This is a genomic window from Bacteroides sp. 1001302B_160321_D4 (assembly GCF_015667765.1).
Classification (GTDB): Bacteria; Bacteroidota; Bacteroidia; order Bacteroidales; family Bacteroidaceae; genus Bacteroides; species Bacteroides xylanisolvens.
On sequence record NZ_JADPLO010000045.1, the window covers coordinates 43,701 to 56,480 of the forward strand.

Consider the following 12,780-nt stretch of genomic DNA (forward strand, 5'->3'; position numbering starts at 1 on the left):
GAAGTGATTCTGTGGCAGCCCGTTTGTTAATCGGTCAATATCGGTCAATATGCGGCGAATTGGCTTGCAGCCGGAAACTTCAGCCAGCATAAAGAATAATGATGGTATTATTTACCAGCCAGACCTTTCTTTTTTCTTTCTTTATATTGACTAGGTGTTTCCCCGGTATATTGCTTGAAAGCCGTACTGAAATAACTCGGAGTGGTAAACCCGGTTTTCTCTGCAATTTCAGAGAAGGGCATATCCGTGCCGGATATCAATGTAATAGCTTTTTCTATACGGAGCTTACTGATATACTCGTTCGCTCCCATGCCTGTAAGTGCTTTCAGTTTGTTATAAAGCGAAGAACGGCCCAATCCTACTTCCTGGCAGATAAACTGAATGCCCAGATTGGAATTTTCTATATTTTCCTGGATGATACTATTCAGTTTAATCAGGAATGTTTCGTCTGTCAGGCTGATGGTGCTTTCTTCCGGTGTGGGGATTAATCCTGCATTCAGATACCTTTTCTTGGTATATTCCCGGTTTTTCAACCGGTTGCGGATAAGTTCCATTAGCATTTCCACTTCGAAAGGTTTGCTTAAATAGCCGTCCGCTCCATTCTTGTAACCGCTTATTTGGCTTTGCCTGTCATCTCTGGCAGTTAGCAGAATGACTGGGATGTGACTGATATTGATATCCTCTTTAATCGTTTTACAAAGTTTATACCCGTTCATCCGAGGCATCATCACGTCACTGACTATAATATCAGGGACATGGCTTCTGACCAGTTGAAGGGCTTCCACCCCGTCTCCGGCGATAATTATCCGTTTGAAGTATCCTTCGAACGTTCTTTTCAGAAAGTCTGTCATATCCGGATTGTCATCCACTACGAGAATAGTGTATGGAGTGGTGTCGAATACCTCTTTCGCGGACGGCTGCCCGCTGTTATCATCCATCATCAACTCGTTCAGATAAGCTTTTGGCTCGCAGATGATTTCTTCCGGTTCCTGCCTCAACGGCAACTCAAAGAAAAAGCTGGCTCCGGTTTCTTCATTATCCTGTGCGCCGATAGAGCCGCCGTGCAGTTCCACCAGAATCTTGGAGTAAGACAAGCCGATTCCTGTTCCGCTCTGTTCTCCCGTTCCCTGGTAGAAGCGGGTAAAGAGCTTGTGCGTATCCACTTGCTTTAGTCCGCATCCCTGGTCGATGACGGAGATACGCACCCGGTTTTCTTCGGGCAGCAGTTCCGAAGCAATCGTTATTTCCGTGTCCTGCGGACTGTGTTTCAAAGCATTGATAAGCAGGTTACTTAGGATAATCTCGCATTTGTCCTTATCGAAACTAACTTTCTCTATCCGTGGGTCGAGCTGATAGCGGATATGCACATTCTTTGCTTCCCCCTCACTGATAAAATCCTGCGAAACGTGTTCAATCCATTGATTGAGCGGATGAGGCTGAATTTGCAGTTTACTCTCCCCTACTTCCATTTTCCGCACGTCGAGCACCATATTAATCAAGTTCTTCATCCGTTGTGCCTGCCGGTAGATGGCTTTTAACGGCAGATATTGGCTGTCTCCGGAAGAGAGCGACTTCAAAATCTGATTGAGTGGCGCATGAATCAGCGTCAGCGGAGTCCGTAGTTCGTGGCTGATATTGATAAGAAAACGTACCTTTTCCTCGTACATCTGTTTCTCATGCTCTTTCATCGCCCATTTCAGTTTTTCCTGATTACGTTTCAATGTTCTGCGGAAAGTTTCGATGATTATGGTGGCAATGAGAATGGTGCAACCGAGAATGAACCACCACGTGCGATACCATGGCGGAAGTACGGTTAGTTCTAGTATTTTCTGGTTGGGAATCCAGCTGCCGTCTTTCGCTGTGCATGAAGCCATAATCTTGTAATTGCCCGGTGGTAACGACCGGATTACCAATTCCGGCTGGTACGATTCGATATACTGGTCGTTCAGCCCCTCTATCCGATAGCGGTAGACTTTCTTACGGAAGATATCCTCTTCTTTCGACATGATTCGGATGGTGATATTGCTGTCCCATGGGACAGAGATTGCTGCCGGATGACTATATAGTTTGTTCTGTGCAGGCTCACCATTGATGATAATATCCAACAGTTGCAGTTCCGGCATTTCCGATGTATTCAGCAGCAGCTGGCCGTCAATGCGCAGCATACCCTTTACACCGCCGATATAGACATCCCCCTCATTGTTTACCAACCGGGCGTTGGGCAGATATTCGTTTTGGATAGCTCCGTTCGACTCTCCGAAGAGAACGAACTTCTGTTCCTGTATAAGCCAGGCGAAAAGCAGATTATCCGCACCTATCCATACTTTGCCCCTCTGGTCGCATTGCACCATGTTGACTTCGGTAAACAGGTTGGTAAGGATGTGCGTCTGCTTTTGGGAAACGGGGTTGTAGTGGATAAGGCCGAAATTGCTTCCTATCCAGAAATCGCCGTGCTCGTCGTGTGACGCCGAACTGATTACGGTATCCTGATAACATTCGAAGGTTGTTTGCAGCAAGGAATCCCCATCGTGCAGTTCGTAGATATGTTTGAAATCGTTGATGTAAGTCCGGTTGTTCTCGTGCTTGAAGGGGACGAGCGTGCCGACAATACTTTTCCCTTCTTCTCCGGTGACCTTGTCGAATTTCTTTTCTTTCAGGTGATACTGGTAGACATGGTCGCCCAGTAATAACACGGTGTTGGGGGTGTTCTGATATAAGTTGACCGATTTACCCCGGTTGCAAAGTTGTGTCGTAGTTTCTTTGTCGACAATGGTAAAAGGCTGTTTCTCCCCGGTTGCGGGGTTGAATATGAATACTCCTTTGGAGAAAAGGGAAATCAGTAGTTTTCCGGGAGTGAATCCGCTGATAAACGCTATTTTATCGTTCCAGGTAGAAAGATAATGGGTGAATTTCTCGGTACGCGGGTTAAAGAGGTTGATACCGCCGCCGTCCGTACCAATCCAGATACTGTCGGTCGATTGGCGGTAAAGGCTTCGCACGGTGCTGTTGCTTAGTCCGCGGTCGTTGCCGGGGACTACGTCGGTGTAGGTTTTCATGAACACTTCCCGGATGCTGATCAATCCGTTGCAGGTGCTTCCTGCCCATATATTGTTATTGTGGTCGTTGTGCAGGCAGAGAATGGAGTTGGCGGGGAGAGAGTAGTTTTCACGTCCCGGGATATATTCCAGTTGGGAGATTTCCCCGGTTTCGGGGGTGAGGATATTGATTCCGCCGCCATCCGTTCCTATCCACAGTTGCCCTTCCCTTTCAGCGAGGCTTAGGACGATGTCGTTGCTGAGGGCGGAGTTGCGGGTGGAGTACGAAGCCAGTAGTTTGCCGTCGTATGAATAGCAACGAAGTCCGCCGCTGTAAGGGGCAATCCATATTCTTTTCCGGCTGTCGGTCATCATGGTGGTAATTTCCGGCCCGCAGTCGAAAGGGGGGCGTCTGTGCTCTCCGGTATGCAGGTCTACGAGGTATATGCCTGTCCAACGACTGCAACAAAGCAACGTCTTTGAATCCCACATACTGAGAGCGTTGATTTTAAAAGAGTTGGCGTTGAAATATTGCAGAAGCCGGAGAGAAGAATCGTTATAACTATATTTGTAAATCCTGTCCTTGCCGCCAAAGAGGATTCCGTCCGGGACAAGGCAGAAGGAATAGGCGGTGATATTCTTCCCGTCCTCGTCCGTGGGGAACGTGAAGTCGTTGCTCTGCTGTTGGTAGCGGGCAATACCTTTTTCAGTCAGTACCCAGATGTTGTGTTGCTTGTCTTCGGCAATCTGATAAATCAGGTTGTGGAGAAGCGAGTTCGGGTCGTTTGCCTGGTGTTTGTATCTTTTCAGTTCGTGCCCGTCGAACTTTCCCAGTCCCGATTTGGTACCTATCCATACGAAACCTTGCTCATCCCGGAGAATACAGCGCACGTTGGAAGGCAGCCCTTCTTTCAGAGAGATTTGTTTAAAGTAATAGTGTTCTGCCCGGAGAGGGAGAACACCGACTAACTGTATGATAAAGAAAAGGCTTGACAGAACAGCGTATTTGGTTTTCATGTAAAGCAGGTTTGTTTATGAGGACAGATGCCTTCTTTATAATACGGCTAACTTGTCCCCTTTTAAGGTGATTTCGTATTTTTTCCCTTTTACGGTCTTGAACTTGAGCGTCTTGTCTCCGTATCTTACGTTACAGGGGATTCCGGATTTGGAATGGATGATAGCTTTCTCCAGTTGTCCCTCTTTCCAGGAGATGGAAACCTCAAAATTTCCTTTGGCGCAGATTCCGCTTATTGAGCCGTTTGCCCATGCATCCGGCAAAGCGGGAAGAAGTTGGATGAATCCCATGTGGCTTTGCAATAACATCTCGGTTATTCCTGCCGTACCGCCGAAGTTTCCGTCTATCTGGAAAGGCGCATGGGTATCCCAGAGGTTGTCCAGTGTACCGTTTTTCAATAAGTTGCCGTATAGTTTATACGCATGGTTTCCGTCTTGCAGTCGTGCCCATTGGTTGAGCTTCCAACCCATGCTCCAACCGGTAGCGCCGTTTCCGCGATGTTCCAGTACCACTCTGGCTGCCTGTGCAAGTTCGGGGGTAGTCACGGGAGATATGGTATGCCCCGGATGCAATCCGAACAGGTGGTTGACGTGGCGGTGTTCATCTTTCGGGTCGTCTATGTCGGTAGACCATTCCAACAACTGACCGTAGCGTCCTATACGGTACGGAACCAGTTTGGTCAGTACGTTTTCCCATTGTTTGCGTTCTTTGGCGTCCGTTCCGAGCACCTTGCTTGCCTGGATGGCGTCCAGTAATATTTCACGTACTACGGCATGCGCGAAAGTGACTCCCTCGTCCACCGGGCCGTGTTCGGGAGAAGTGGAAGGAGCGGCGGTGTAAGTCCCGTCGGGCTTGTGCCACAAGTGGTCTACCGCAAACTGTGCGCTGCTTTTGATAAGGTCGTAGCCGATTTCCTTTAAGAATTTCGTGTCACGGGTATAATCATAATACTCCCATATATGCGTTGCCAGCCACGGACCGACGGTAGGATTCAGGTTCCATGCCATAGATTTGCTGGATAAGGGAGCTGTGAATCCGAAGATATTGGCAGAGATGGATGCTGTCCATCCGCGGGCGTTGAAATAGGCTTGTGCTGTCTTCTCGCCGGGTTTTACCAAGCTGCGTATAAAGTCAATCAAAGGCCATGTACATTCAGAGAGATTGGTGGGGCACGCAGGCCAGTAATTCATTTGAATGTTGATGTTATTGTGGTAATCTACCCGCCACGGGCCGTCGGTATTGTTGTGCCACAATCCTTGCAGGTTGGCTGGCATGTTGCCGGGGCGCGAACTGGCTATGAGCAGATAGCGTCCGAACTGATAGTACAATTGTTCGAGCTGATAGTCCGGCACGCCTTTCTTATAGCTAGCCAGTCGTTTGTAGGTCGGCAGGTTGGGAGTGCCGATTTCCGGATTGATTTCAAAACGTACCCGATTGAACAGCGCGGTATAATCGGCTTCGTGATTACGATAAAGCTCGTCATAACCTTTTTTCAGGGCATTGTCCATCATAGCCAGAGTCGTTTGTGACGGGTCGTTGCCGACGTAGGCTTTCGGGTCTTTGAAGTCTGGGGCAAAGTTCATCTTATAATCGGTATCTGCCGTAAGCAGGAATACCACTTCGTCAGCATCCTTCACAATAATCCGGTCGTTTTCTGCTTTCAGTGTTCCCCCTTTGTGGATAGCTTTGATTCGGAAAGCGAATTTCATTCCGTTGTTATTGAGAACGCCGGTATATACTAATCCGTCGTTTCCATCTGCTTCCAGATGGCTTTTTGCTTCGTTGTTGGGACAATAGCTAAGTACAAGATTCTGTTTTCCGCCTTTGTCGGCAGTAAACTTCATGACCATAACGCTGTCTGGATAGGATATGAAGTATTTACGTTGATACCGTATCCCGTCTTTGTAAAATTGCACCACAGCCATCGCCGAATCCAACGACAGGATGCGGCGGTAATTGCTCATATTGATTTCGCTGAGTCCGGTTTCCACATAAAGCTCTCCCATCGTGGTAAAAGCACCGAAGCGGAACGGAGTCTCGTCTTTTTCTTCATAAGCTCCCAGCCCGTTGAAGTTTTCCTGCGTGAGATACCCCGCCTTTTTAGAATCCCCGTCCAGGAAAGCCTGCCGGATTTCTTTCAGTACACCTGACGACTGTTTGTTTACGTTCCAATAATACTCGGCGCCTTTGGCGGTATTCGGCCCCCCTTTCCAGAGAGTTTTTTCATTCAGTGTGATTCGTTCTGCGGATATGGAGCCCATGATATTCGCTCCCAGGCTGCCATTCCCGATAGGTAGCGAACGGCTTTCCCATGCTTTGTCCGGATTCGTCCCTGTGCCGTTGGCACGTAGCCAGATAGCTTGTCCATCGAGATTGTTGGGAGTGTCGAACCATACGGAAAGCCCTTGAGTATAATCCACCGTCTCTATGGACGCTGCGGAAAGAGAAAAAAGTGTGCAAAGAATAAGAGGGCAGAGTTTTTTCATAATATGTGTTGTTTAAAGGAATGTGAGATACAAAGGTACTTGTTTTTTAAGATTCTGTCTAGCGGGTTGGTTTCAATTTTTACCAATAGGCTTTTAAAAATCGCTAAAAGTGCTTCTTTGTGGGTTTGGTAAGATGTTTCTAATGAAGAACCGGGTCTGGTTTACATTCAGTATATCCAATTTTCAAAGAAAAACACTCCGACGGATGATGTCCGGTCTGGAGATAAATACTACCTTTGTTTCCTATATAAAAACAAGTATGTATCTGACAGGTATGAGCCGGGAAGAATTATATGCCGAAGCATATAAGGACCTCATTGCAATATCGACCCCAATGAACATGTTTATAGATAAGGTGTGTAAGAAAGCAACGATGATGAGTCCATTTTGATCTATTGTTTCTTGCAGTACTCATGGAAGAGTATCAGGGCAGAGAACATTTTTAAAATCATTTGTTTGTGAAAGTAGCGGAAAGAGCGTATCTTTGTTTGCACTGATAAAAAGTGAACTCATAAATACACCGGATTATGGAATATGTATCATCAGAAAGAAAGTTGCTGCCATACGGCATGATGAACTTTGCGGATATTCGTCTTGATAATTATTATTACGTGGATAAAACCTCGTTCATCCCTGTAATAGAACAATCGGACAGATTCTTCTTTTTCATCCGCCCGCGCCGGTTCGGCAAGAGCCTTACGCTGAACATGTTGCAACACTATTATGATGTGCGTACACGTGACAAGTTCGATGCCCTGTTTGGCGACCTCTATATCGGAAAGCATCCCACACGAGACCGTAACAGTTATCTGGTGCTGTATCTCAATTTCTCAGGAATTAGTGGAGAGTTGCACAACTACCGTCAAGGGTTGGATGCACATTGCAATACCAGCTTCGATTATTTCTGTGATATTTATGCAGAATACCTGCCGAAAGGCATTAAGGAAGTCTTGAATGAAAAAGCAGGAGCTGTTGAGCAGTTGGATTATCTATATCATCAGTGTGAACTTGCCGGGCAGCAAATATATCTTTTCATTGACGAATATGACCACTTCACCAATGCCATCCTCTCGGATGCCGAAAGCATTCACCGATATACGGAAGAGACCCACAAGGAAGGCTACCTGCGCGCCTTCTTCAATAGGGTGAAAGCCGGAACCTATTCCAGCATCAAGCGTTGCTTCATCACCGGAGTGAGTCCCGTCACGATGGATGACCTCACCAGTGGATTTAATATTGGCACCAACTATTCCCTCACACCGAAATTCAACGCAATGATGGGTTTCACCGAGGACGAAGTCCGCGAAATGCTGACTTATTATTCTACTAAAGCTCCATTCCATCACACTGTAGATGAGTTGATAGAACTTATGAAACCGTGGTATGACAACTATTGCTTTGCGCAGGAGTGTTATGATCAGCCAACCTTGTACAACTCCAATATGGTGCTCTATTTCGTTAAGAACTATATTGATAATAACGGAAAGGCACCGCGAAATATGATAGAAAGTAACATTCGTATCGATTACGAGAAACTGCGTATGCTTATCCGCAAGGATAAAGAGTTTGCGCACGATGCCTCCATTATCCAGACTTTAGTGAGCCAGGGATACATCACCGGCGAGTTGAAAGACGGTTTCCCAGCTGCCAACATTGTAGATTCCGATAATTTCGTGAGCCTGCTCTATTACTTCGGCATGCTCACCGTGAGCGGAACGTACAAAGGTAAGACTAAACTTATCATTCCCAACCAAGTGGTGCGTGAACAACTCTATACTTATCTGCTGAATACATACAATGAAGCCGACCTCAGTTTCAACAACCATGAAAAAGATGAGTTATCCTCTGCTTTGGCTTACGATGGCGCATGGCAATCTTACTTCGACTACATCGCCGATTGCCTGAAACGCTACGCCTCTCAGCGCGACAAGCAGAAAGGAGAGTCCTTCGTACATGGCTTCACGCTTGCCATGACAGCGCAAAACCGTTTCTACCGTCCCATTTCCGAAGCAGACACGCAATCCGGATATGTTGACATTTTCCTGTCTCCCATGCTGGAGATTTACCCTGACATGAGCCATAGCTACATCATCGAGCTGAAGTATGCCAGATACAAAGACCCCGAAAGCCGGGTGGAGGAATTGCGGGCGGAAGCTATTGCCCAGACCAACCGCTATGCTGACACCGACAGGGTGAAGAACGCTATTGGCACTACGCAACTACACAAGATTGTGGTAGTGTATAAAGGTATGGAAATGAGAGTTTGCGAGGAGGTAAATTCTTGAGATACAGCATTCGATAGCTGTTAATTATCAGGAAAAGAAGTAGAGAGCTTATAAAGTAATATTCATTTCGGTATAGTACTGAATCATTACAGTATCGAATAAATTTCCCCACTGGATATTTATTTTCCATCTTTCCATCTCCCCTTTCACCTTTTCTCTGTCTCTCCGATGAATAAGGAGTTTGCGGGTGAAGTGCAATAACTTCACCATCTCTTCACCTGTGGCGATTAGTTTCAAAAATTGTTTCAAGGCTTGAAACAATCCGTTTCACACCGAGAAACACTTCGTTTCATACGGTGAAACACTTTGTTTCCCGGCGTGAAACTTTTAGTTTCAAATAGGGTTGAAACTAATTACGAAATAGCTTTACTAATCTTGCTCGATGGTGATGCGGTAAGGAATAAAACTATGTGTGGATGAACTTGTTCAAACCAGTACTGAAGTAAGCAGAGCCATGTACTTGACTTGCTCAAGTCTCTTACATCATTTCATTGTATGTAGTACTCCATCCCCCACTCAAAGGAACCCAAGCCCACATTCCACCGACTTTTGCCCACGTGATGAATCTATATACCCCGCTTGTTGGGCATATATATTCAGCGTGGTGAGTATATATACCTACTACGCTGAATATATAGATCCATCAGCTAATTTGAGAAAACTGAATGCGCTGAAAGCACTCTACCTTGTTTGCAGTATCTTTCTGCGAGGGATGTCTTTTTCCGCTTTCAGCCGCTATTTCCTCCTATCAAGGCGTTTGCAGACAACACTGAAACGGCTGAAACCGGATTATAACATGAATATTCAATAAGAGGGTTTTGGCAAGGTCAGAACCGGATAGTTGGGTGTTTTAATCATTGTCTTTTTGAGATAAGAACCATTTCTCCGATGGAACGGGTTGATTTGGTGAAAAGTGAATATTTAATGGCTATTTTTTAAATATTGATTTTTGTTGTTGTACCTATTTTTGTGACGTTGATTTTAGGAGAAAAACCAATTGTTTGATTAATGGAGACTCTTATTGTCAGCGAATAGAAAATCTTAATAACTTAAATTTATGAGAAACAAATTCTTTTTATGTCTTTTCGTGTTAGTATCGCTAACAGCTTGTAAAGACACTAAATGGGTAGAAGTTCCGGGTGGAATGCCCCCTGAAGGAGCAATCACCGGACAGCCGGGAGTGGATGATCCGGCTGAGAAAACATTAATCAATTGTCAATACATTGGTGGTGACCCTTTCGAATTAAACCGTATTCCGGTAGAAAATCTGATTGTCAGCAATGATCTTATTTATTTGGCTGCGCGTCCTTATGCTAATGGAGATATAGCTTTTGACTTGCCTATAAATGATGCAACTTTTACAGGCGGGGTTTCGCATGAAGCTACTTATGAGGGACGTAGCGGTGTGATAAAATTTGACGGAACCGGAAAAATGAATGGAAAAGATGGATTATTGCATTCTACAGAAGAGACATTTAATAAAAGTTTCACTTTTGCTACCTATATATTTATAGATGAGTGGGTGCCCGGAGCATATATCTTTAAAAAAACAAGTGGAGATAAAGTGTTGGCTGCCTTACAATTAGGTGCTAACGAGCAGACTGTGAGCTGGGCGTTGGGAAATGCATCAGTGACAGCAGGTACCTATGTGGATGCCAAGGGTTTGGCTCCGGGAGCTTGGCATTATCTGGCGGTAGATTATGATGGCAATAAAAAGCAATTCAGGATTTTTGTAGATGCGTGGTCTTCTACGCTTGACAAAGAAATCGTATTGCCTACTGCCCGTGCCGATTTTTATATAGGTGAAAACTTCAAAGGCCGTTTGGATGAAACTTCTTTTTGGAGTATGGCAGCAGGTACTGGTGGGAAGAATGGTATAAAATTCGATAATTGGAATATGGTAGCAAAAGTGTTGGCTTATTGGCAATATGATGATTCTACCAATCCGGGGAAGGACTCTCACACTTGGTTGGACCGTTGGAAAAAAATACGCGAAACCTTGGCAGCTCAGGTAGGTAATGACAGCCGAAAATTACGATTAGGATTCGGCAGCGGGCAATGGAGGCAAATGATGAGTGCTGATAATACGCGTACCGCATTTGCTAATAATTTGAAGAGTGTTTTGAAGGAATATGAATTTGATGGAGTAGACCTTGATATTGAATGGCCTACTACGGAGACAGAATATGCTAACTACAGTGCGACGATTGTGAAAATCAGACAGATACTTGGCAAAGACGTATGTTTCTCCGTATCCCTTCATCCGGTTGCTTATAAAATTTCGAAAAATGCGATTGAAGCTTTGGATTTTATGTCTTACCAATGCTACGGACCGGCAGTGATGCGATATTCTTACGAGCAATTTGTAAAAGATGCAGAAATGGCTGTTGAGTACGGGATTCCGGCAGATAAACTGGTTCTCGGTGTGCCTTTTATCGGGACTACCGGTGTAAATGGAGAACAAGTCTCTTACTCTGATTTTATAAATGGTGGACTTTCGGATGTTGCTTTGGATGAATTTACGTATAATGGCAAAACGTATACTCTTAATGGTCAGAATACGATTCGTAAAAAAGCGAAGTATGCTTGTGAGGAAGGCTATAGAGGAATAATGAGTTGGGGGTCCGATGTGTCGGTAAATAATGAAAAATCATTGTTGAAAGCGATACAAGAGGAGTTTGTTGCTTATGAGATTAATAATCCCAAGTAAATGTAATCTTAATTATTAAATGTAATATTATGAAAAAAGAAAAATTAATGAAGATACAAGAACGACTTGTTTTTCTTCTGATTTTCCTATTCTTATTGCCGATAGGGGTCATTGCCCAACAAAAGATGATTACGGGGCAAGTAGTGGACGAACAGGGAGAAGCTGTTATTGGCGCCAGTGTGATGGTGAAAGGTGCAAAAACCGGAACAATTACGGATTTGGACGGAAATTTTTCTGTTCAGGGAAAAGCGGGGCAAACGCTTTCTATAAGTTATGTTGGCTATACTCCATTGGATGTGAAAATTACAAAATTACAAAACAATCGATTCGTATTGAAGGAAAACACGGAAGTGCTTGATGAGGTTGTTGTTGTCGGTATGGATACGCAAAAGAGAAATACAATTACGGCGGCGGTATCTGTAGTGAAAGGAGATGATATCGTCAATCGTCCCATAACGGACCTCACCAGCGCTTTGCAAGGTAATGTAGCAGGATTAAATTTCGCATCGGATGCAATGGGAGGAGCTAAAGGAGGTGAGTTGGGTACGGATATAAAATTCAATATCCGTGGTGTTGGCTCTATCAATGGTGGCGAACCGTATGTATTGGTAGACGGAATCGAACAAAGTATGCAGAATGTGAATCCCGCCGATGTTGCTAGTATCAGTGTGTTGAAAGACGCCTCGGCAGCCGCGATTTATGGTGCCCGTGCCGCCTATGGTGTGGTATTGGTTACAACTAAAAGTGGAAATTCGGAAAAAGCTAAAGTAAGTTATTCGGGAACAGTTGGTTTTAGTTCTCCTATCCGTACTCCACAGATGATGAATTCTTTGGAGTTTGCTTATTATAATAATGCTTTGTATGATGCCGGTGCATCTGCTTCGGGGATTAATAGAATCTCAGACTCGGTTATAGAAAAGATTAAGGGATTCATGCAGAATCCATATTCAGAGGAATTTCCGGGAATAGATGTATCTAGTAACGGAGAAGACTGGGCTAGTGCATATTATGCCCAGTATGGCAATACGGATTGGTTTAAATACTATTACAAGGATAAGTCCATTCGTCATTCACATAATTTGAGTGTACAGGGTGGATCGCAGAAGATAAACTACTATATCGGTATGGGATATGTCTATCAGGAGGGCTTTCTGGATCATGTTAAGGATGATTTGAGCAAGTATAATCTGAATACAAAGCTACAGGCGAAGCCTACTGACTGGTTGAGATTCAACCTAAATAAAGATCG

General features: G+C 44.8%; 8 protein-coding genes. 5 read left to right on the forward strand and 3 right to left on the reverse strand.

Annotation, left to right across the window (positions count from 1 at the left end; genetic code table 11):
• Nucleotides 1-107: 107 nt before the first annotated feature.
• Nucleotides 108-4,052, reverse strand: a complete 3,945-nt coding sequence (locus tag KFO40_RS16930) for a hybrid sensor histidine kinase/response regulator transcription factor (protein WP_151921356.1) — start codon at nt 4,050-4,052, stop codon at nt 108-110.
• Between the two features lie 36 nt (nt 4,053-4,088).
• Complete coding sequence (locus tag KFO40_RS16935) at nt 4,089-6,536, reverse strand: glycosyl hydrolase family 95 catalytic domain-containing protein (RefSeq protein WP_211146618.1); 2,448 nt, start codon at nt 6,534-6,536, stop codon at nt 4,089-4,091.
• Nucleotides 6,537-6,678: 142 nt separating this feature from the next.
• On the opposite strand from KFO40_RS16935, the gene KFO40_RS16940 reads away from it, so the two are divergent.
• Together KFO40_RS16940 and KFO40_RS16945 are read left to right on the forward strand one after the other, a co-directional pair.
• On the forward strand, nt 6,679-6,927 hold the full coding sequence (locus KFO40_RS16940) for a hypothetical protein (RefSeq protein WP_225450099.1): 249 nt from the start codon (nt 6,679-6,681) through the stop codon (nt 6,925-6,927).
• Between the two features lie 136 nt (nt 6,928-7,063).
• Complete coding sequence (locus tag KFO40_RS16945) at nt 7,064-8,821, forward strand: AAA family ATPase (RefSeq protein ID WP_009040686.1); 1,758 nt, start codon at nt 7,064-7,066, stop codon at nt 8,819-8,821.
• 48 nt (nt 8,822-8,869) lie between these two features.
• Here KFO40_RS16945 and KFO40_RS16950 read toward each other — a convergent pair whose 3' ends face one another.
• Nucleotides 8,870-9,058: a hypothetical protein gene (locus tag KFO40_RS16950; RefSeq protein WP_008770498.1), complete on the reverse strand. Its 189-nt coding sequence runs from the start codon at nt 9,056-9,058 to the stop codon at nt 8,870-8,872.
• Between the two features lie 175 nt (nt 9,059-9,233).
• Here KFO40_RS16950 and KFO40_RS25740 point away from each other — a divergent pair, with 175 nt between their 5' ends.
• The 3 genes from KFO40_RS25740 to KFO40_RS16965 all read left to right on the forward strand — a co-directional run.
• On the forward strand, nt 9,234-9,632 hold the full coding sequence (locus KFO40_RS25740) for a hypothetical protein (RefSeq protein ID WP_141408668.1): 399 nt from the start codon (nt 9,234-9,236) through the stop codon (nt 9,630-9,632).
• A 246-nt stretch (nt 9,633-9,878) separates the two neighbouring features.
• On the forward strand, nt 9,879-11,531 hold the full coding sequence (locus tag KFO40_RS16960) for a glycosyl hydrolase family 18 protein (RefSeq protein WP_004312871.1): 1,653 nt from the start codon (nt 9,879-9,881) through the stop codon (nt 11,529-11,531).
• A 29-nt stretch (nt 11,532-11,560) separates the two neighbouring features.
• Nucleotides 11,561-12,780, forward strand: a 1,220-nt coding sequence (locus KFO40_RS16965; RefSeq protein ID WP_211146619.1) for a SusC/RagA family TonB-linked outer membrane protein, incomplete at its 3' end; no start/stop codon positions are given.

Bases quoted from the DNA above. Each gene is read 5' to 3' on its own strand.
- KFO40_RS16935 (WP_211146618.1), bottom strand. From the start codon at position 6,536: ATGAAAAAACTCTGCCCTCTTATTCTTTGCACACTTTTTTCTCTTTCC.
- KFO40_RS16945 (WP_009040686.1), top strand. From the start codon at position 7,064: ATGGAATATGTATCATCAGAAAGAAAGTTGCTGCCATACGGCATGATG.
- KFO40_RS16940 (WP_225450099.1), top strand. From the start codon at position 6,679: ATGAAGAACCGGGTCTGGTTTACATTCAGTATATCCAATTTTCAAAGA.
- KFO40_RS16960 (WP_004312871.1), top strand. From the start codon at position 9,879: ATGAGAAACAAATTCTTTTTATGTCTTTTCGTGTTAGTATCGCTAACA.
- KFO40_RS16930 (WP_151921356.1), bottom strand. From the start codon at position 4,052: ATGAAAACCAAATACGCTGTTCTGTCAAGCCTTTTCTTTATCATACAG.